Consider the following 20,012-nt stretch of genomic DNA (forward strand, 5'->3'; position numbering starts at 1 on the left):
CCCCGACGTCTTGGCAGCCGGCTGCTTATCAATCACTGCACCGAGCCGACACGTCCATTTGAAGGTTTCGCGCGTTCGCTGCCATTGACAAAGGAGAAACGCCACGGTCGCGGCCTCAATCGGATCGAAATGCCGCGCCTTCGATGCTCTGGTCAATCATGCGGCGCTGAAAAGGAGATCGTCGACCTTGCAAAATTGCGGGGTATGGGCGCCTTGCGGCGACACACCTGCGGTTGATCGTGGCGCTCCCAAGAAAGCAGCGGTGCCCGCGCGTCCTAGCGTCAACCACCAGCATATCTGCGCCGCCTCAACGATATAAGGAAGACAGGCCTTCAGGCGGCCATCGGGCTGCGTCGATCAAAGATCGGTTGGACAGAAGGGGCGACTGCCAGCCATTGCGAGCGGCGGTTACCGCGTAAGATATGGCCGTCGAAAGTATCGATGACCAGACCGGCAAATTCAGTTCCCGGCGCAACCTGGGTATGATCCCAAGCGTGGGAAGCTGCGCGCAGGCGATGAACATCGCTTCCGTTTGAGGCGTGACGGTTTCGTTGACCTTCTCATAGACCTGATCTTCGTTCACCGCCATCAGGCGCTCGACGGTGCCGCATCGAAAGCTGTTGAGCCTTTCGACCTCGATTCCCGATTTACGAAGATAAGCGGACAGACGATCGTTCACCTCGTCCATGTAGGGCGAAACCACGGCGGTTCTGGCAACGTTGGCATCGTGCATTACGGACACCATTGCGTCAGCGGTACTGACCACTTGCGCTCCGGTCATCGCTGTCAACCGCTCGACAATCTCGGCATTCTTTTCCGGCCCGGCCAGAAAGCCCGCAGCGGTGCATCCATACAGAATGTAGTCGACACCGTCATTTACGAAGGGCTCGACAGCCTTGAGCGTATTGGTCGTGTATTGCGGCAAAGTCTCCAGACTCAGCAAGGATGTTCCCCGCTCGACGCGGGCAACGGGAAGCGGCGCCAGTTCAGGGCACATTGCAACCAATTCGGGCTGCATCGTCGAGCTGTTGGCAGGGACGACCAGCAGGGCTTTCGGGACCGTTCCGGACATGATGTTTTTTTACCCATCGTCGAGACAATATGCGGATTACGGCGCAGATTGCAGGTAACAGTGAATACAATAGCTTGGCAGGTCAAGCTTCGCGTGCTTTGTCATCTCGAATAATGAGACACACGTTCCCGAAAGTTGACACGTGTGGCCAACCCGCCCACGCTGCGCCCCGGCGAAAAGCGACGAGGTGCGTTGGAGCTCGGTGCGTCGCCGCCGACGGATGCTGCTGGCTGAACGCTCACCGACATGAGATGGCGGCAAGGAATTCTTCAGGCGGAGGCGGCAATTGACGTCCGGTCTTTACAATAACAATCAATCGGGAGTTCGGCATGAAAGTCTGCTGGAATGAAAGTCAGCTCTTGTACGCCCCGCGCGTCGGGCTCCAGACGGGCGAGTTGAGGCCGTTTGCCGATGTACCACGCCGCGCGACGGCGCTGCTTGGCGCTTGCCATAAATTGGGTCTGGAAATAGCCGTGCCCGCTGAAGCGCCGCGGGCATGGCTCGAAACGGTGCACGACGCGGCCTATCTGGATTTTCTGCGCGATGCGCCGGCAGCCTGGATGGAACTTCCCAATGCTGCGCCCGAGTTGATTGCGAACGTTCATCCCAGCATCGAGATGCGGACGACGGGTCGTATTCCGACCGGCATCGTCGGCCGTCTTGGATGGTACACCTTCGACGCTTCATGTCCCCTCACCGCCGATACTTGGGCGGCGATTCTTGCAAGCGCCTCCTGCGCGCTCGGCGCGGCCTGCGAAGCGTGCGAGGGGCGTTCCGCCTACGCCCTCATCCGGCCACCGGGACATCACGCCTACCGCGCGCGCGCCGGCGGCGCTTGCTTCGTCAACAACGCAGCCCTAGCCGCCGAACGCCTTCGGGCCGCAGGGGCGGCGCGCGTCGCCATCCTCGACATCGACGCCCATCACGGCAATGGCACGCAAGGTCTCTTTTGGGAACGCTCGGATATTTTCTGCGTGTCGCTGCATGGAAATCCAGACGAGTATTACCCTTGGTACACGGGGCATAGCGATGAGCTGGGCATCGGCGCCGGAGCAGGATACAATTTGAATATGCCGCTAAAGCGCGGCGCGGACGACGCGGTATGGCTCGAAGCGCTTGACGCAGCCGTGGCGTCGATCAAGGCGCGTGGTGCCGAGGCCCTTGTTGTCAGTCTTGGCTTCGATGCACACCAGGACGAGCCCATGCGCTTCCTTTCCGTCACGGACGACGGTTTCGCCAATGCGGGCGAAGCGATCGGCAAACTTGGTCTGCCGACAGCGATCGTGCAGGAAGGTGGCTACAACCTCGAGACCATCGGCGGACTGCTGGAGCGTTTCCTCGACGCCTTCGCTGTGGCGTCGCCTCTTGCGTGATCGCCAAGCGGTCGGTGCATGTCCGGAAGATGCCGGGCAAGAGAGCTAAGAGCCGTTCATGGACTTATGAAAAGCCTTGGCTGATAGACCGATACATGGCGTCGACAAGGTCGAGAGCCCGCCTGCTCGGGCCAATGAGCCCCGGTGCATGCAGCCGATTGGGGGCGTAACCGAATGCGAGCCCCGTCAGCGGATCGGCAAAGGCGAGCGCCCCGCCCGCGCCGTTGACGCCTACCGCCGATGCATTCGGGCCGATCGCAAAGGTCGCGGGCGTGTTGAGGAGAAATCCCGAAGCTTGCCGGCACGCGCGGTTCAGCATCACGTCCCGCAGCTGGTGCCGTTCCTTGGTGGCTTCGCACAGTACGTTCCGGCTCAGCAATTTTTCGCCGCGCAACGTGCCGTCGATGAGGGTGGAATAAAGCACGGCAATCGCACGCGCATTGCCGTGCCCGTTGCTCGACGGGATTTCTGAACGCCGATAGGCTTCGGCGTTCAGATCGTTGGGTTGCGGCATTTGCACGTTGGTGAGACGAACAAGCTCCGTGGGCGGCGCTAGCGTCGTCGTCGCCTTGCTTTCTTCCAACTCTATTGTCGCACAACGTGCGATGTCGGCATCCTTCAGCCCGATCCGGAAATCGATCCCCTTCGCCAGATTGGAAGCAAGGAATTCTCCCACGGTCTGCTTCGCGACCCTGCGTATAACTTCGCCGAGAATGAAGCCGAAGGTACGGGTGTGATAGGCCATCTCCTCTCCCGGCTTGAGGACCGGCGCCTGCCGGGCCAGAGCTGTGGTCATCGCAGTCCAGTCGAAGACCGCGCCAGGCCAGAGTGGATCGGTCACCACCGGCAGTCCGGCACGATGGTCCAGGACCCATTCGAGCAGGATGTTCTCCTTGCCGTTGGCGGCGAATTCCGGCCAGTATTCCGCGACCGGCATGTCCAGTTTCAGGACGCCGCGCTCCACCAGAAGGTGGATGCAGAGCGCCGTTACTCCTTTTGCAATCGACATGGTGCAGCAGATTGTGTCTTCTTCCCAGGGCGATCCGCCGATCGCATCCCGGTATCCGCCCCAAAGATCGACGACTGGTTGTCCACGGTAAAGCACGCAAACGGAAGCACCGAGTTCCAAATCCTTTTTGAAATTGTTGCGGAAAACATTGAAAACATGCTCGAAGGCGGGTGCGTAGGATCCTGCGAGCGGAAATGGGCCGCTGCGAGCGGCCACCGATGTCGAGATGGTCTTCATGACGTGGCCAGGCCTCTATCTCTTTGCCTTTGCCTGTTCGGCGGTTGGCCCCCCAGCCTTGCATGGACACGGGCGCCGGAGGCGTATGCGACGATCAAAACGATCTCGTCGGGCCGCGGCGCGTCCGAGATCATCACCGAAATCGCGTCGTAGTGGCTGCGCACATATTGATCGTCGATATTTCCGAGCGGAAGATCGAGAGTGGCGCCTGCGGCGCCCATCTTCTGGCAGCCGGGAACGAAGGCGGTGCCCCCGCCCAGGGCTGCCCGAAGGCCTGCCCCTCCCGGAGAGTGCCACAGGACGGCATGCTCCAACTCACCACCGACGCCGACGATCGAACCTTTGCCGTAAAGGTCGATCTCGTCTTTTGGCAGACCGATCGCCTCGATCGCCTCGCGCGCAAGCCGCTTCCCGAGCGGCTTGAGCGCCTCCATGAAAGGTATGAGGTCGCTCTCGAACTTTCCGGCGAACGGGTTCTTGACGACGGCCAGCGCGGCAGCGCGGCGGCGCGGCTCTTCGCGCGACGGCCCGCCATCATGGTAGGTGCACTCGACGATTGTCTGAATCTTGCGGATGTTTATGTCGATCATTCTGCTGCAGCCCTTTCGGTGTCGAGCTCTTCGATGTTCAATCCGTAGTCGGCCTTGACCCGTCCCGCCGTCGAATAACCTCTCAAAGGTCCTGCCGGATGGCGGCCTCGGACCGTTCGGAAGGGCTGCCGTAGCCACCTCCTCCTGGCGAGCGGACCTGCAGGAAGTCGCCCGGTTTAAGCACATAATTGCTACCCTTCGAAACATGGGGCGGCACGGACACGACGCCGCCCTGCGACACTTCGATCTCGTTGCAGCGGCCTTCTCCACCTCCAAGTAGCCCCGGAACGCCCACCGTGCCGTGATCCATGATGAACGACGCCGTCGCCTCGCCGCGCAGAAGGCGCACCTTGTAGCTGACGCCCATACCGCCGCGATGGCGACCCGGTCCGCTTGAATCGGGGCGAAGGGCGTATTCGTCGAAAATCACGGGATAGTGCCGCTCTATGATTTCGATCGGCGTCGTCTTGGAGATACCCACCGTGGAGCAGGCATTGGAAAGCCCGTCGGTTTCCCACCAACCGCCATGTCCGCCGCCGACGAACATGTACATGACATATTGCCGGTTCTCGTCGGGATCGAATCCGCCGAGACTTAGATTGCCGACGGTGCCGAAAGGGGAGGCGAACATTTTTTCAGGGATAGCCTGTCCCATGGCGACGAAGACCGCTTCCATGATCCTTTGCGACACCTCACCGGCCGCCCCCGCGCATGGACGCGGATACGTGGCGTCCAAAAAGGTGCCGACCGGCCTTTCGACGTTCAAGGGAACAAAGCAGCCCGAATTGATGGGCACATCTGGGAAGATATGCTTCATTGCGACATAGACAGCGGATGTCGTCAGGTCGGCGGGGCAATTCATCGGCCCCTTGCAGGGCGGGCTCGACTGGGAAAGGTCGAAGTCGATTTTGTCTCCCTTGACCCTCATTATGAGCCGCACCGCAAGCTTTTCGCTGCCGACGCCGTCATCATCGCAATAGGTCGTGGCGGAATACTCGCCATCCGGTATGGAGGATATGTAGTGGCGCATGAGCCTCTCGGACCGCGCCTTGAGTTCGACGGTCGCTTCCGAAACGACGTTGGCCCCGTATCGATCAAGCAAAGCCGTCAGGCGTCTGGCGCCCACTTTCAAGGCGCCGACATGCGCCCGCAAGTCGCCGACACGTTCTTCCGGGACCCGGATATTGGTCAGCACGAGGGACAAAATGTCCTCGTCCATCACCCCGCGGCGATAGAGCTTGACCGGAGGAATGCGCAATCCCTCCTGCTGGATTTCGGTTGCGGTGCTGGTGAAGCCGCCGGGAACCATGCCGCCGATGTCGGGCCAGTGGCCGGTATTGGACAGATAGCACCACAACTTGCCCTTGTAGAAAAACGGCGCGACGAGCTTAACGTCCATCAAGTGCGTGCCCCCAGATAGGGGTCGTTGATGAGGATGATGTCGCCTTCTTCAATATCCTTGCGTGCGGCGATGACCGCCTGCGTCGAGAACTGCATGCAGCCGACGAAGCTCGGAAGCCCGGTTTCGCCCTGTGCGATCACTTCGCCCGTCTCGGGATGATAGATGCCGTTGGCGCGGTCGCGGCCTTCGGAGATGACAGGAGAAAACGACGTTTTCTCCTGCGCAATGTCCATTTCGGATGCGACCTGCTTCAGCCCGTTTTGAATGACGGCTAACATGATGGGCGATAAGGTCATGGCTTCTCTCCGACGGTGATCACCAGGTTCCCATGGGCATCCACCGTCGCGCTAGCGCCCGGGTCGACCACGATCGTAGTGTCGAACTGCTCGATGATGGCTGGGCCGGCCACACAATATCCCACCGGCAGCAGCTCCCGCCGGAAAATCTTGGTCTTGTGGAAGCTGCCGTCGAAGAACACGTCGCGAATGGCCTTCTCTGTCGGTAGCGCCAAGTCGCTCGCCGGCCTGAAGAGGTCGAGGCCAAGCGTCGGACGCACGCCCCGGACGGTCGTGCGTGCGTTGGCCAGGACAGGAACCATATCCGTGAGTTCGACATCGAACCGCTGCCGGTATTGCCGCATGAAGTCGTCCAGAACCTTGCGCCGGTCCAGGCCGGGACTATCGATGCGCATCCGGAAAGTGTGCGTCTGGCCCTTGAAAAGCAGGTCGGCCTCATAGGTTGCGGTGATGTCAAGGACGTCCACGCCCCCTGCCCTGATCAGCTCTTTTCCTTGCGCGAAATGCGCGGCGAAGATGGCGTCGATGTCGGCATCCGCAATCTCGAGCAACGGTTTGCCGATCGTCTGGACATAGTCATGGCGCAAATCCGCCAATGTGCATCCCAACGCCGAATTGGCGCCCGGAAAACGCGGCACCAAGACCTTGGGGATGCCCAGTTCGGCGGCAAGGCCGACGGCATGGACCGGGCCGGCGCCGCCGAAAGCGAAGATGGCGAAGTCGCGCGGATCCTCGCCCCTTTCGATAGTCATCAGTCTTATCGCGGCGGCCAAATGGTTGACGGCGACGGAAATGACGGCTTGGGCCGCCTCCAGCACATCCATCCCCAGCGGCTCGCCAATCTTTTCAAGCAGCGCCGCTTTGACGGACTCCATGGGCGCCGACCGATTGATGCCGGCGATCGAATCGACGTCCAGTCGGCCGAGCATCAGGTTCGCGTCCGTAACCGTCGGCTCGGTGCCGCCACGGTTGTAGCAGACGGGCCCAGGCCACGACCCCGCGCTTTCAGGCCCGACCTGGAGGATACCCGCGCCGTTGACGCGCGCAATCGACCCGCCGCCCGCGCCGATCGTGTGGATGTCGATCATCGGGACGCGGATCGGGACGCTGTAGGCCACGTCCTTTTCGGCGGAGATGTTGGGCTCGCCGTTGCGGATGAGCACGACCTCGAAGCTGGTCCCGCCCATGTCGCAGCCAATGATGTTGGGGATGCCGGCATCCATCGATATGCGCGCGGCCGCCAGCGCCCCTGCGGCCGGCCCCGACATGACGGTCTGCGCGGCGCTTTGCGAGGCGCCCTTGGCAGTAATGGTGCCGGAATTGCCCTGCATGACCAGCAGGTCACCGCTGTAGCCGCCTTCATGCAGCTGGTTTTCGAGCGACGAAAGATATTGGTGCATCAAAGGCTGGATGTAGCCATTGATCGCGACGGTCGAGCCGCGCTCGAACTCGCGGACCTCGGGCAGGATTTCATGCCCCACGGAGACGAATTCGTTCGGCCAGATGCCGCGCGCGATTTCGGCGGCGCGGCGCTCATGTTCGGGATTGGCGTAGGAGTGCAGGAAGTGGATGACCAGCGCCGGCACGCCCTTGCGCTTCAGCGTTTCGACCGCTTCGATGAACTTGGCCTCGTCCAGGGGCACGACCGGGCGGCCATCGGCGCCCATGCGTTCGGGCACCTCGATACGGTTCTCACGCGGTATCAGAGCCTCGAAAAAACCGGTCATGCCGTAGTTGTTTGGCCGCGTGCGGCGGCCAAGCTCGATCACGTCGCGCATGCCCTGCGTGGTGATCATCCCGCAGGCCACACCCTTGCGTTCGAGAACGGCATTGGTGCCGACCGTCGTGCCATGCACGATGCTCGCGACGCTCGACAGGGGAACGTCGATGCTTTGCAAGGCGTTCAGAACGCCCTTTGCCTGATTGTCCAAGGTGGACGGCACCTTGCCGATCCGAAATGCATTGCTTTTCGGGTCGACCGCAACAACGTCGGTAAATGTCCCGCCGACATCGACCCCAACCTGCCAACGCTCCAAACCGTTCTCCCATACTTTGTAAACCACGGCACCATGCGCAGATCGGGCGACGGTGTCAATAAATTGGGACAACTAATCCCAATTTATGGGACATAAACGTTTGCGCTATGGCGGTTGTCGCAAGTTTGTACTATCCGATATGGGAATGGACATCTGGAAACCGATTGAATTGGAGAACGATGACCCTGGCAAATGACATCATCTTGGAAGCCAAGGGCCTGACCAAGAGGTTCGGCGGCTTTACCGCCGTTCAAGGGCTTGACCTGCAGATAAAGCGCGGATCGATTCATGCGCTGATCGGCCCGAACGGCGCCGGCAAGACCACGTGCTTCAATTTGCTGACGCGGTTTCTGCCCACGACCTCCGGAAGCATCCATTTCAACGGCGCGGATATAACCGTGTTCTCGCCGGCTCACGTCGCTAAGATGGGAATGGTGCGAAGCTTCCAAATTTCGGCGGTCTTTCCCGATTTCACATGCCTAGAAAATGTGCGCTTAGCGCTTCAGGCCCGCCGTGGGAAAAACTTTGACTTCTGGCGGTCGCAGAAAGTGCTCGACACCTACAATTCGCGGGCGGAAGAACTTCTGGCCGAGGTCGGTCTGTCCGAGCATGCCCATGAACCGGCCGGACAGCTTTCTTATGGACGGCGTCGCGCGCTCGAAATCGCGACTACACTGGCCCTTGATCCGGAAATGCTGCTTCTGGACGAACCCACGGCGGGAATGTCCCATGCCGATGTCGGATTGGTCGTCGGGCTGATCCAGCGCATCCGCAAGAACCGCACCATCCTAATGGTCGAGCACAATCTGGCCGTCGTGCAGGGGTTGAGCGACTGGATCACGGTGATGAGCCGCGGCAGGATCCTCGCTGAAGGCGATTATCAGACCGTCTCTTTCCACCCCGAGGTGATCGGCGCCTATTTGGGGTCGGATGGGGCCTGACATGTTACAGATCGCGGACCTCAATTCCTGGTATGGGCAAAGCCACATCCTCCAGGGCGTCAACATCGAGGTAGAAGAGGGTGAGGTCGTTACCCTGCTGGGACGGAATGGAGCGGGAAAGACGACGACGCTCAAAAGCATCATGGGCCTGGCGGGACGAACGACGGGCAGCATAAGATTTCGCGGCCAGGAGATCCGCAACATCCGGCCGGATCTCATAGCGCGCAGGGGCATAGGCTTCTGCCCTGAGGAACGCGGCATCTTCGCCTCGTTGACTGTCAAGGAGAACCTGGGCCTGGCTCCCGTGGTTGCCGAAGGCGGTCTCACCCAGGATGAAATCTTCACGCTTTTCCCGAACCTGGAGGAACGGCTCGAGAGCGGCGGAAAGAAACTTTCCGGCGGCGAACAGCAAATGCTCGCTTTGGCGAGGATATTGCGCACGGGAGCCAAGTTGCTTCTGTTGGACGAACCCACCGAAGGCTTGGCGCCGGCCATTATCCAGCAGATCGGCCGAACGATCCACGCGATCAAGGCGAGGGGCTTCACCATATTGCTCGTCGAACAAAACGTCGGCTTCGCCACGTCGGTTGCGGACCGTCACTATGTGATGGAACAAGGCAAGATCGAGCAGGTCATCTCCAACGAGGAGGCGAAAAGCAATCTTGATCGCCTCCACCAATTCCTTTCTGTTTGACGGAAGCGGCGACATGACCACGATCCTTGGTTATCCGGCAATTCTTCTGTACACCCAATTGACGCTGGGTCTTATCAATGGCGCCTTTTATGCGTCGATGGCACTTGGTCTGGCGGTGATCTTCGGCCTGCTGAAGATCTCCAACTTTGCCCATGGCGCGATGTTCATGCTTGGAGCGTATGTCGCCTGGGCACTGTTCAACTATGCGGGGATCGGCTACTTCGCTTCCCTTTTCTTGGCGCCCCTGCTGATCGGTCTTTTCGGCGTCCTGATCGAACGCACCATGCTGCGGCGCCTGTATCACCTCGATCACCTCTACGGCTTGCTGCTGACATTCGGCCTTTCGCTCATGCTGGAAGGCATCATACGCGACGCGTTCGGCAGTGCTGGCCAGCCTTTCCCGGTTCCCCCGGTTTTGGGAGGCATGATCAATCTCGGCTTCATGATGCTGCCGGTGTACCGGGTCTGGGTCGTCCTGGTCGCCGTCGGCATGTGCATTTTGACATGGCTCCTGATAGAGCGCACAAGCCTGGGGGCGACCCTGCGGGCGGCAACCGAGAACGCCCCCTCGTGCAGGCGCTCGGCATCAACGTGCCGCTCGTCGTCACGCTCACCTATGCCGGCGGCGTGGCGCTGGCCGCCTTCGTCGGTGTTCTCGCGGCCCCGATCTATTCGGTGAATCCGGCCATGGGGTCGTCTCTTTTGATCACGGCCTTTGCCGTTGTGGTCATCGGCGGGATGGGCTCGATATTCGGCTCGATCCTGACCGGACTTGCACTCGGCGTCATCGAAGGGATGACGAAGGTTGTCTATCCGCAGGCGTCGACGACCGTCATCTTCATCGTCATGGCTGCCGTCCTTTTGGTTCGCCCTGCCGGCTTCTTCGGGAAGGAAATTTGATGGGCGCCTACGATCGTCATTTTCCGACCACGATTTATCTGGTCATCGCCCTTGTCTCGATGGGCGCAACGCTCGTGCTTTATCCGGTCTTCGCGACGAAGATCTTGTGTTTCGCGCTTTTCGCGCTCGCCTTTAACCTTTTGGGATACGCCGGGTTGGTCAGCTTCGGCCACGCCGCTTTTTTCGGCATGGGCGGTTACGTCGCCGCCTATGTGGCGAAGGTCTACGGTTTTACCCCGGAGGCCGCTCTCCTGGCGGCCATGGTGGGCAGCGCCATCCTTGGGGTGTGCGCGGGATGGATTTCGATCCGCCGATCCGGGATCTATTTCGGCATGATCACCCTGGCACTGGCCCAGATGGTGTATTTCTTCTGCCTGCAGGCGCCCTTCACCGGCGGCGAGGACGGTATACAGGATGTCCCGCGAGGCGCCCTATTTGGGCTGGTGTCGCTGCAGAGCGACTATCGCATGTATGCCTTCGTGGTCGTTGTTTTTTTGCTCGCGGTTTTTCTGTGTTTCCGGACGGTTTATTCCCCTTTCGGCCATATTCTGAGATCAATCCGCGACAACGAGCAGCGCGCGATCTCGCTTGGCTATAAGGTCCAGGAATACAAGCTTTTGGTTTTCGTGCTTTCAGCCACCCTGTCCGGGCTGGCGGGCGGGATGAAAGCCCTCGTCTTCGGCGTCGCGACGCTTGCCGACGTGCATTTCATGACTTCCGGCTATGTCCTGCTGATGACGGTTGTTGGCGGCATTGGGACACTCACCGGACCCCTCGTTGGAGCGATGATCTTTACCGGTTTGGATTATTATCTCGCGTCAGAGGGCACTTGGATTTTGATCATTCAGGGACTTATCTTTGTCACCTGCGTACTGACATTCAGACGCGGCCTGATCGGCGAGTTCGCCTTCCGGCTAAAAAACGCAATTTGTAATGAGCAACGCCCGGCGTGCAATCCATCCGGCCGACCGCATGGATCGCCGGGGCGACTGCCCTTTGGGATCGCCTTGGAAACAAGGCCAAGACAGGTATTTGGACGTGTTCGACATAATCATCGTGGGCGGCGGCACTGCGGGATCGGTGCTGGCCAATCGGCTTTCGGCCAAAAGCAGCCGCAAGGTTTTGTTGATCGAGGCCGGCCCGGACACCCCGCCCGGTCATGAGCCCAAGGAGATATTGGCCAGCTATCCGGGTACCGTCTATTTCGACCCTCGGTTTCATTGGAGCGACCTCAAGGTTACCACCGAGGTCGTCAGCCAGAACGATCCTCATCGCAATCGCCCTGCGTTGCGCAAATATGAACAGGCTCGCGTGCTAGGCGGCGGCTCATCCATCAACGGCCAGATGGCAAACCGCGGCTCGCCCGGCGATTATGACGAGTGGGAAGCGCGAGGTGCTCAGGGATGGGGCTGGGAAAACGTCTTGCCTTATTTTAAGAAAGTCGAACGCGACCTCGATTTCGGTGGACCCTATCATGGCAAGGGCGGCCCCATACCGGTTCGCAGAATCCCCAAGGAGCATTGGACGAAGCACTCGATGGCGGTGGCGGAAGCCTGCAGGCAAGCCGGATACGCTTTCGTGCCCGATCAGAACGGCGAGTATGTCGACGGCTACTTCCCGTCACCCATGCCAATGAGAATGAACAGCGTGTATCGGCTGCCATGGGCTACCTGGATAGGGACACGCGAAGCCGGCCGAACCTGACGATTCTGACCGACACGGTGGTAAGCGAGCTTTTGTTCGAGGGCCGGCAGTGCGTCGGCGTGAAGACTGGCGGGAAGGATCCTGGACAGGAGTTTCGTGGCGGGGAAGTGATCCTGTCCTGCGGAGCGGTTTATTCACCGGCGCATTTGCTGCGAGCGGGGATCGGTCCGGTAGGCCATCTCAAGGAGATGGGGATCGAGGTTCGCGCGAACCTTGCGGGGGTTGGTCAGCGGCTCATGGATCATCCGTCGGTCGCGTTGTCGTGCTACCTGCGTCCCGATGCCCGCATGAACGCATACACCAAGCGCCATATGCAAATGGCGTTGCGCTATTCTTCTGACATGCCGGGAACGCCTCAGGGCGACATGCTGGTCGTGGCATTGTCCAAATCGGCGTGGCACGCGGTGGGCAATCGGATCGGCACGCTCAACATCGTCGTCAACAAGACCTATTCCGACACCGGTCAGGTGAAACTTGCCTCTCCCGACGCCAACATATCGCCGGCAGTCGAGTTCAATCTGCTTTCCGATGTCCGCGATCTCGAGCGACTGAAGGATGGTTTCCGCAGAATGGCGGCGCTGCAAATGAGTGCCCCGATGCGGGCCGTCACAGACAAGCCCTTCCCGGCGGCCTATTCGAACCGTGTGCGCAAGATCGGCGTTGTCAGCACAAAGAACCGCATCTTGACGGCCGTTGCTGCCGCGATGCTGGACGGCCCGTCGTTCCTACGGCACTACATGGTCGAACATTTCATAACCGAGGGCTTCAAATTCGACGATGTGACGAACGACGATGACGCGCTCGACGCCTTCGTGCGCAAGGCATCGATCGGCGTTTGGCATGCTTCGTGCTCCTGCCGCATGGGCAGGCAAGACGATCCCATGGCCGTGGTCGATTCTCAGGGCCGCGTCAAAGGCGTCGAGGGGCTTCGGGTTGTCGACGCCTCGATCTTTCCAGTGATCCCGTCTGCCAACACGAATTTCCCGGTGCTGATGACCGCCGAAAAGATCGCCGACGCGGTGGATACGTGATGACAGCCGGGACATGCGTTCCGGACGCCCAGCGTGCCGACGGATTGCGCGTGAGATCGCGCAGCGCCCTGCTGGACCGGATCCCGATCCGACTTGGGAGAAATGGTGGCGGCAAGCGCTGTGACGGACCCGCTTTGCGCTGAAGGCGGCGCCGCTCGCGGCATTAGTCGGACTTCACCCAGACCGATTTCACATTCAGATACTCGTCGACATGCTGGATGCCGGATTCGCGGCCGTAACCGCTGCTCTTGTAACCTCCGAACGGCACGGCAGGGTCCAGGATGCCGAAGCAATTGACCCAAACCGTGCCTGCGCGAATCTCCTTGGCCAGCTTGTGGACCCTGCCTATGTCGCGCGTCCAGATGCCGCTGCCGAGGCCGAACATGGTGGCGTTCGCACTTGTGACCAGATCGTCCATCCCCTTGAACGGGATCACGGAAATAACCGGTCCGAAGATTTCTTCCTGGGCAATGCGCATGTCGTTGTCGACATTGGAGAAGACGGTGGGCGCCACGAAGTAACCCGCCGCCAGCTCGCCCTCAGTCATGCGCGCGCCTCCGGCGACCGCTTTGGCCCCCTCCTTTACGCCGATGTCGATGTAGCTTATCACGCGTTCGAGTTGACGGCGCGACACCAGCGGACCGATTTGTGTCTGCGGATCGATCCCGTTTCCGATGCGCAGCTTCTTGCCGAAATCCGCGACGCGATGGACGAACTCTTCATAGATGCTGCTTTCGACGAACAGCCGCGTACCCGCGCTGCATATCTGCCCCGAATTGCCGAAGACACCCATTGCCGTGCCGGGAACCGCCGCATCGAGATCGGCATCGCTGAAGACGATGTCGGGGGACTTTCCACCCAGTTCAAGCGTGACACGCTTCAAATTGCCGGCCGAAGCCCTGACAATGGCCTGGCCCGTCGCGTTCGAGCCCGTGAAGGCCACCTTGTCCACGTCGAGATGGGCGGCAAGGGCCGCACCCGCCGTTGCGCCGAAACCGGGAACAACATTGACCACGCCTGGAGGAACACCGGCCTCTAGGCACAGTTCGCCAAGTCGCAGCGGCGAAAGCGGCGCCTCTTCCGAAGGCTTCAGGACGATCGTGCATCCGGTGGCGAGAACCGGGCCGACTTTCCAAACGCTGGCGCTGAGCGGACCATTCCAAGGGATGATCGCGCCGACGACGCCGACCGGCTCCTTCAACGTATATGTGAAATAGTCTCCAGGGGCCGAGTTGCCGATCGTTTCGCCGACGATAGAAGTCGCCATGCCGGCATAGTAGCGCAGCATGCCGAGGATGCGCTGCTTGCCGGCCCGCGTCCGACTGATTGGAGCCCCCATGTCCAGCGTGTCGGTCTCGGTGAGTTCGTCGAAATTCTTTTCGATCAGATCGGCGAGGCGCAGCAGCACCGCCTGACGCTCGAAAGGTTTAAAGCGCCTCCACTCGCCTTCAAACGCCCGCCGAGCCGCGGCGACCGCCAAGTCGATGTCCTCTGCGCCGCCTTCAGCAACAGTCGCGAGCAGCTCGCCCGTCGCCGGGTTGCGGCTCTCGAATGTCTTTCCCGAAACGGCGTCGACCGACTTGCCGTCGATCAGGAGCTTCCGTACTCCCGGAACAAACTTCATGCCGTTGCTCCGGCCGGCCGTCACATTATCCATGTCCATACCTTCCCGTCGTCGAGACTTTGGCTAACTAGCGAGGACAGCGCGCGCACCATCAAAATCGAAAGTCGCCAACCGGCTTGGCCGGTCCTTGGCGGCCAACATTTTGATCGCCGCGATCATCTCGCCGATCGCAAACCGCACAACGTCCTTGCCTTCGATGATGCACCCGCAGGAGCCGCAAATCCGTTCGATTTCATAGTGTCGGCCCAAATTCTCTATTTCGGCGACAATTGTATCGACTTTCGCTCCCATCAGCCAATCGAACTTCATCGCCAGGAAGTCGGCAATCACCTTTTTAGATATGCCGTCTTTGGTCGACCTGATGCGGTTTGCCCCGGGCGACATGGTCAGGAAAGACCAGCCATCCGAGCCGAAAAACGTCCGCGTCCTGTATTCATAGAAATGATTGGCGGCCAGCACGCGAAGATTCGTCCTCAGCACCTCGATGCAGATGCCCCCGAATGAAATGGCAGAGCCGGGTGAAAGCCAGGTCAGTTTGGCCCCTGCCGTGGCCTGGAGCTGCGCTTCGGCGCTGGCTTCGTCCATAGAATCGAAGAAATCCAGCGGGCTGATGGCGCCGCCGCAGGACACCGAGCGAAAACGGAATTCCTTCAGCAACCATTGCAGGTTGATCATCGAGTCTCGGCTCGCGCCGTGTGAGATAAAGGCTGCGATTGGGCACGCCCTCAATCAATGCCGCGATGCCATGGCGGATCTCATCACGGTGGATGCCGAGGCCCGTATCAATGAGAATGAAATCTTGTTCGTTCTTCAGGACATAGCATTGGCTGGGAAGGATGCCCTCAGCCTGGGTCGGAAACCAGGTATAGGGGCGATCGGCGGGCAGCTCGCCGCCCACCGCGTACAGGACGCCCTTGCTGAGCTCGGTAACTGATTTTGGATACTCACCGGACATTGAAAGGTCGCACTTAAGATGCCATTCCCGCTTTGATGATCGGAAGAACGGCGTCGATGTTTGATATGACCGGCCCATGGCCGGAGGCGATGCGCTTTACATCCAGTTTTCCCAACAACGCGTCGACGTCCGAAAACGTCTCCGTAACATCGTTGAAACCTGTCCAATGCAAGGAAGCGTGATTGAAGAAGCGCACCATTTCGGGATTTGGCGGCTCGACTTCATCTGAAAAAAGGCTGCACTGCTCGGATCGGTGGTAGTGCAGATACGAAAAGCCGTCCGATACGAACAGCGTCCTTGTCTTGGAATCAAACGCCCAAAGCGTGTTTGGTATGTCGCGCCATATCGCCGGCACGAACAGGATCTTTCGATCTCCCAGGTCCACCGTATCGCCCGGCAGCACGCAGGTCATACGCCCTTTGAACTCAGGATAGTAGAGATCGTAATCACGCAAATCGCCTATGGCGACGGCGTTGGGGAACTTCTTCAGCCATTTGGGCATCAGGCCGCCATGGGGAAACTCCGCATGCGTCGGCATGATGTAGTCGATGATCCTGCCGTCCAGGAAATCGTCAATATCCTGTTCGATCTCTCGGCTATGGATGGGATGGCCGGTGTCGATCATGATGCATTTTTCGCTGCCTTTGATCAGATAGGCGCTGAAATGCGAGTGAACGACTTCGCCTTGATAGTTCACGTCAAGGCATCGCCCTGTCCACATCGTGTCGGATCCGATAATACGGGGAAGGTTTCCGCGGATGGCACTCATACTTCTTGCGTTTCCTTCCAGTCCGGAGCGGCCGCCCCCGGCTTCGTCGAACGGTTTCCATCGGATGAGCTTGGACCGGATTCCACCTTCGTCGTTCTCTGTCTTGCCGCAGTGTTGTCCAGGTTGGCGAGCTTTCGTTCGAATTGAGGAAGATTGAACACGCGTTGCGCGTTGCCGCCCAATATCGCTCGCTTTTGCGACTCGTTCAGGAAAGGAAGGTCGTAGATGACACTCGGCAGATCGAAGTCCCAATGCGGATAGTCGGAGCAAAACAGAAGCTGACTTTCCGCCTTTATGAACTTGAACGTCTGCTCAAGCATCTCCTGTGAGGTCGTTTCCATCGGCTGGCAGCCATAGAACATGTCCGTGATGTATTCGCTCGGCCGCTTTTTCAAAGAGGGGACCTCCGACGAACGCATCATGTATTCATTGTCGAGCCGCTGCATGACGAACGGCAGCCATGCGACCCCTGCCTCCAGCCAAAGGACCTTGAGCGCTGGGAAGCGTTCGCTCAGTCCGTTCGTAATCCAGTTGCAAAGCTGGAGCATGTTGTAGAAGGGGAAGCCCAGCGCATGCACCGTGATGAAGCGGTTGGCCTGTTCGAAATTCCGATCGCCCCAGTTGAACCCGCTGTGAAAGGCGATGGGCAAACCGCGCTCCTCTATGGCGCGGAATACTTTCATGTTCGAATTGTCGTGGACCGGCCTGTTTCGGACTGTGGTGATCATGTAGCCGATCACGCCCGGCTTGCCGGAAAAGTGCTCCACGATCTTCAACGCCTCGTCGGGGTCGTTGAATGGCAGGTAAAGCATGCTCTTGATGCGATCCTGCCGCGACAAGACCCGCTCGACCAGCCAGCGGTTATATGCCCAGGCCAGAGCGTTCTCCACAAGCGGCTGCGGATGCAGGCCCAACAACAGCATCGGCGTCGGAAAGAGGTTGATGTAGTCGATCCCCGCCGCGTCCATCCAGCGCGTCGATATGGTGATTTCAGGATCGACATCCTTGGGTGTCTTCTCGATGCGGCGCAACGGGAAGCGCGTGATGCGCCCGCCCAAATCCTGCGAGGCCGGCTGGGTCGGCACGAGGAACGAGCGGCCTGATTGCTGCGCGCTCTTCGCTGTCTGGCGAAGCACCGGATCGTCGATATATTCGATGATTTCAGCGAAACGGTCCGTTTCGAAATGATGAGCGTCGACATCGACGATCATGAAATCTTTATAATTTCTTTTTACGGCCTGCCGTCTGGCGTTCTCCAGATAGCTTGAGGTGTCGAACTCCTCGATCGACAATGCCTCATGACTCGTCGGCAGTCTCATCTCAACCCCCGCACTATGTTCCAGACCACGTCTGCCACATGCCCAATTCAAAGACCTCCAGATTGGCGCTCTTCAGCATTGCGGATGCGGCGACCATGACCTCTGTAGCGCCAACCGCCTGAGGCGACGAAAAATACCCGGGATCCCGTTGAAGGCGCCTCTGTATCGCGTAGAGCTGAACGCCGATTTCATTGATCTTGTGAACGACGTCCGCTGACACGTGCTCCACCGAATGCCCCGTCTCTATCTGACTTCGTGCAGCGCTGATGTAAGCTTCCACTTCGGAAAGACTTTTTGAGCAGCTTCTCGGAATCAAACGAGGACATAAACCGTGCTGCCCTCGAGCAACGTCTTGTATTCTTTCAGGCCAACGCGCGGATTGACCACGCAACGGCCCGATTCGATATGGAATTCATAACCGTGCCAGGGGCAGACGATATGCTCCTCGTCCATGTTGAAGCGTTGGCCATGATAGGTTTTGTCTTCCGAGATGACGTCCTCGACCTTATGCATCGTCAGCCCTTCACAGGCCGGACCACCCATATGGGGGCAGAGGTTCTTGTACGCGTAGAATTTATCCCCGCGGCGGTAGACACCGATCTCATAGTCTTCCAGACGAAGCAAGCGCGGAGAGGAGCCGTCGAAATCTCCAACATCTCCAACTGCGATTTTGTTCATCTATCTTCCTTGATCTAAATCCGCATTGCGGCGCCTTTGCGCGGCAATTAAACCAGAAGCGAAAGTTTGTGCAGGATCAGCGCCAGATCGGCTTCAACTCGTCCGCCATCTTGGCGAGCTTGTCCGAAGCAATGATTTTGCCGTTCTCGACGATCAGCTGCCCGTCTATTTCCACCGACTGCTGCGTGATGATCGCGTCGGGGTGGTTTTCCCCACCGCCATCGACCCACCAGGGCAACCCGAGGCCGACGGCGTTGTTGCCGGGCACGCGTATGTCTTCGATGAACGACGTTCCGGTCATTCGCGTGGCCGGATGGATGCCGTTGGTGAAATGGATAACATATCCGTAAGCACCGCCGCCGGCCCGCTTCAGCGCACGATCTAGTACGACGCCGTCGGTGCCGCCGCCGGAAAAATCTTTGATTTTGCCGTCGACCCGGAGGACAAACGGCTTCCTGGGTCGGCAGTAATATTCATGGAAGACATAGTCGACGGCGACTTCACCCTTCACCGATTCCAGTTCGGGGAAGATCGATACGCCGCCGGGCACGACATAGGTTCCCGGAACCTCGCAGCGCCTTGGCTTCGGTATGCCCGGCTTGGCCAGGAGATAGGTCACGTCAGTCCCGAGATCGTTGGTAAGCCGAACGGTCTTTCCAATCGACTTCTCGATGATCGAGTAGAATTCGTGGAACACTTCAAAGTAGCTGGACAGATCGACCCCGCCGAAAATGCGCGACAGCCCTCCTGCCCCGATGTCACCGAGCAGAAGGTGGCGCACTTTGTTCGTTTTCATCGCTGCGTCATATGCGTGCGATCCCGCAAGGTAAGGCCACGTGAAGTCGAGCCAAACATCGCAGTTCTGCCCGGCGGCCGTCACCGTCTTCGGCACGTATGGGTCGGCGAGGGCGCCCTGGAACGGGAGTGTCGGGATGACCAGTACCGTCGGGCGCGCGCCGGCTGCGACGACGGCCTGCATGACGGCCTGGACGGCTACCATGTCCGAAGAGGTATCAGCCGTGATCAGCACGGCCTCGTTCGCAGAGACCGCCATGAAATCGCGCACAAGGACATCTGCACCCTCGGCAAGCCCTGGAACTGTTCTAAGACCGTCCAATTCGCCTCTCCCATGGTATTGGTGCCATAAATAAAGAGGCGAATTCCGGGATGTTGTCAACACATATTTCGGGATATTGTAGTCCCATTTTATAGGACGAAAGGGCGTCAGGGTTTCGCGCCGCCTGAACCGGGTGCGGTTGCCATTCATCTGCGGGATCGGCCCCGGCGCTTCCGGCTCCGGGAACAGGCGGCTTGCAGTGGCTGAAATGTACGCGTTCGTATGTGCGGACAGGAGTTGGCGGAATGGCCGTCGATCCGCTTTT

At 59.5% G+C, this 20,012-nt stretch carries 15 protein-coding genes and 3 pseudogenes; 7 read left to right on the plus strand and 11 right to left on the minus strand.

Annotated features, from left to right (window positions below):
- Nucleotides 1-307: 307 nt before the first annotated feature.
- Nucleotides 308-1,072: a maleate cis-trans isomerase family protein gene (locus tag ACVDG8_RS37210; RefSeq protein ID WP_447250610.1), complete on the minus strand. Its 765-nt coding sequence runs from the start codon at nucleotides 1,070-1,072 to the stop codon at nucleotides 308-310.
- A gap of 329 nt (nucleotides 1,073-1,401) precedes the next feature.
- On the opposite strand from ACVDG8_RS37210, the gene ACVDG8_RS37215 reads away from it, so the two are divergent.
- The gene (locus ACVDG8_RS37215; protein WP_447250611.1) at nucleotides 1,402-2,445 is read left to right on the plus strand and encodes a histone deacetylase family protein; all 1,044 of its coding nucleotides are present in this window, start codon (nucleotides 1,402-1,404) and stop codon (nucleotides 2,443-2,445) included.
- Between the two features lie 64 nt (nucleotides 2,446-2,509).
- Here ACVDG8_RS37215 and ACVDG8_RS37220 read toward each other — a convergent pair whose 3' ends face one another.
- The 4 genes and pseudogenes from ACVDG8_RS37220 to ACVDG8_RS37235 all read right to left on the minus strand — a co-directional run bounded on the left by ACVDG8_RS37220 (nucleotide 2,510) and on the right by ACVDG8_RS37235 (nucleotide 8,015).
- Nucleotides 2,510-3,691 carry a serine hydrolase domain-containing protein gene (locus ACVDG8_RS37220; protein WP_447250612.1) on the minus strand — a complete coding sequence of 394 codons (1,182 nt, stop codon included), beginning with the start codon at nucleotides 3,689-3,691 and terminating at the stop codon, nucleotides 2,510-2,512.
- Complete coding sequence (locus ACVDG8_RS37225) at nucleotides 3,688-4,281, minus strand: amino acid synthesis family protein (protein WP_455707910.1); 594 nt, start codon at nucleotides 4,279-4,281, stop codon at nucleotides 3,688-3,690. The genes ACVDG8_RS37220 and ACVDG8_RS37225 overlap by 4 nt, the downstream gene beginning before the upstream one ends.
- Nucleotides 4,282-4,363: 82 nt before the next feature.
- Nucleotides 4,364-5,979: pseudogene (locus tag ACVDG8_RS37230) on the minus strand (hydantoinase B/oxoprolinase family protein).
- Nucleotides 5,976-8,015, minus strand: coding sequence for a hydantoinase/oxoprolinase family protein (locus tag ACVDG8_RS37235; protein ID WP_447250615.1), 2,040 nt, complete (start codon nucleotides 8,013-8,015; stop codon nucleotides 5,976-5,978). The pseudogene ACVDG8_RS37230 and the gene ACVDG8_RS37235 overlap by 4 nt, the downstream one beginning before the upstream one ends.
- Before the next feature lie 185 nt (nucleotides 8,016-8,200).
- Here ACVDG8_RS37235 and ACVDG8_RS37240 point away from each other — a divergent pair, with 185 nt between their 5' ends.
- From ACVDG8_RS37240 to ACVDG8_RS37260, 5 genes and pseudogenes are all read left to right on the plus strand, one after another.
- The gene (locus ACVDG8_RS37240; RefSeq protein WP_447250678.1) at nucleotides 8,201-8,956 is read left to right on the plus strand and encodes an ABC transporter ATP-binding protein; all 756 of its coding nucleotides are present in this window, start codon (nucleotides 8,201-8,203) and stop codon (nucleotides 8,954-8,956) included.
- A complete protein-coding gene (locus ACVDG8_RS37245; RefSeq protein ID WP_447250616.1) occupies nucleotides 8,946-9,650 on the plus strand; it encodes an ABC transporter ATP-binding protein in 705 nt (234 codons plus the stop codon). Before ACVDG8_RS37240 ends, ACVDG8_RS37245 begins: the two co-directional genes overlap by 11 nt.
- Before the next feature lie 13 nt (nucleotides 9,651-9,663).
- Nucleotides 9,664-10,550, plus strand: a pseudogene (locus tag ACVDG8_RS37250) (branched-chain amino acid ABC transporter permease).
- On the plus strand, nucleotides 10,550-11,713 hold the full coding sequence (locus ACVDG8_RS37255) for a branched-chain amino acid ABC transporter permease (protein ID WP_447250617.1): 1,164 nt from the start codon (nucleotides 10,550-10,552) through the stop codon (nucleotides 11,711-11,713). Before ACVDG8_RS37250 ends, ACVDG8_RS37255 begins: the two are co-directional and overlap by 1 nt.
- Nucleotides 11,631-13,285 (plus strand): annotated as a pseudogene (locus ACVDG8_RS37260) (GMC family oxidoreductase). The gene ACVDG8_RS37255 and the pseudogene ACVDG8_RS37260 overlap by 83 nt, the downstream one beginning before the upstream one ends.
- A 163-nt stretch (nucleotides 13,286-13,448) precedes the next feature.
- On the opposite strand, the gene ACVDG8_RS37265 reads toward ACVDG8_RS37260, so the two are convergent.
- Both ACVDG8_RS37265 and ACVDG8_RS37270 read right to left on the minus strand, forming a co-directional pair.
- Nucleotides 13,449-14,909, minus strand: a complete 1,461-nt coding sequence (locus tag ACVDG8_RS37265; RefSeq protein ID WP_447250618.1) for an aldehyde dehydrogenase family protein — start codon at nucleotides 14,907-14,909, stop codon at nucleotides 13,449-13,451.
- 63 nt (nucleotides 14,910-14,972) lie between these two features.
- Entirely contained in the window at nucleotides 14,973-15,584 is a 612-nt protein-coding gene (locus ACVDG8_RS37270) for a hypothetical protein (RefSeq protein WP_455707911.1), read from the minus strand.
- Nucleotides 15,585-15,654: 70 nt separating this feature from the next.
- Between ACVDG8_RS37270 and ACVDG8_RS37275 the strand changes: the two genes are divergently transcribed.
- Complete coding sequence (locus ACVDG8_RS37275; RefSeq protein WP_455707912.1) at nucleotides 15,655-15,843, plus strand: hypothetical protein; 189 nt, start codon at nucleotides 15,655-15,657, stop codon at nucleotides 15,841-15,843.
- Nucleotides 15,844-15,877: 34 nt separating this feature from the next.
- Here the strand turns inward: ACVDG8_RS37275 and ACVDG8_RS37280 are convergent, their stop codons facing one another.
- The 4 genes from ACVDG8_RS37280 to ACVDG8_RS37295 all read right to left on the minus strand — a co-directional run bounded on the left by ACVDG8_RS37280 (nucleotide 15,878) and on the right by ACVDG8_RS37295 (nucleotide 19,696).
- Complete coding sequence (locus ACVDG8_RS37280) at nucleotides 15,878-16,633, minus strand: oxygen-binding di-iron domain-containing protein (protein WP_447250620.1); 756 nt, start codon at nucleotides 16,631-16,633, stop codon at nucleotides 15,878-15,880.
- A complete protein-coding gene (locus ACVDG8_RS37285; protein WP_447250621.1) occupies nucleotides 16,630-17,952 on the minus strand; it encodes an amidohydrolase family protein in 1,323 nt (440 codons plus the stop codon). Before ACVDG8_RS37285 ends, ACVDG8_RS37280 begins: the two co-directional genes overlap by 4 nt.
- Nucleotides 17,953-18,264: 312 nt before the next feature.
- The gene (locus ACVDG8_RS37290) at nucleotides 18,265-18,630 is read right to left on the minus strand and encodes a Rieske (2Fe-2S) protein (RefSeq protein WP_447250623.1); all 366 of its coding nucleotides are present in this window, start codon (nucleotides 18,628-18,630) and stop codon (nucleotides 18,265-18,267) included.
- 76 nt (nucleotides 18,631-18,706) lie between these two features.
- Complete coding sequence (locus ACVDG8_RS37295; protein ID WP_455707913.1) at nucleotides 18,707-19,696, minus strand: hypothetical protein; 990 nt, start codon at nucleotides 19,694-19,696, stop codon at nucleotides 18,707-18,709.
- Nucleotides 19,697-20,012 lie beyond the last annotated feature (316 nt).

This window comes from Mesorhizobium sp. ORM8.1, assembly GCF_053005525.2.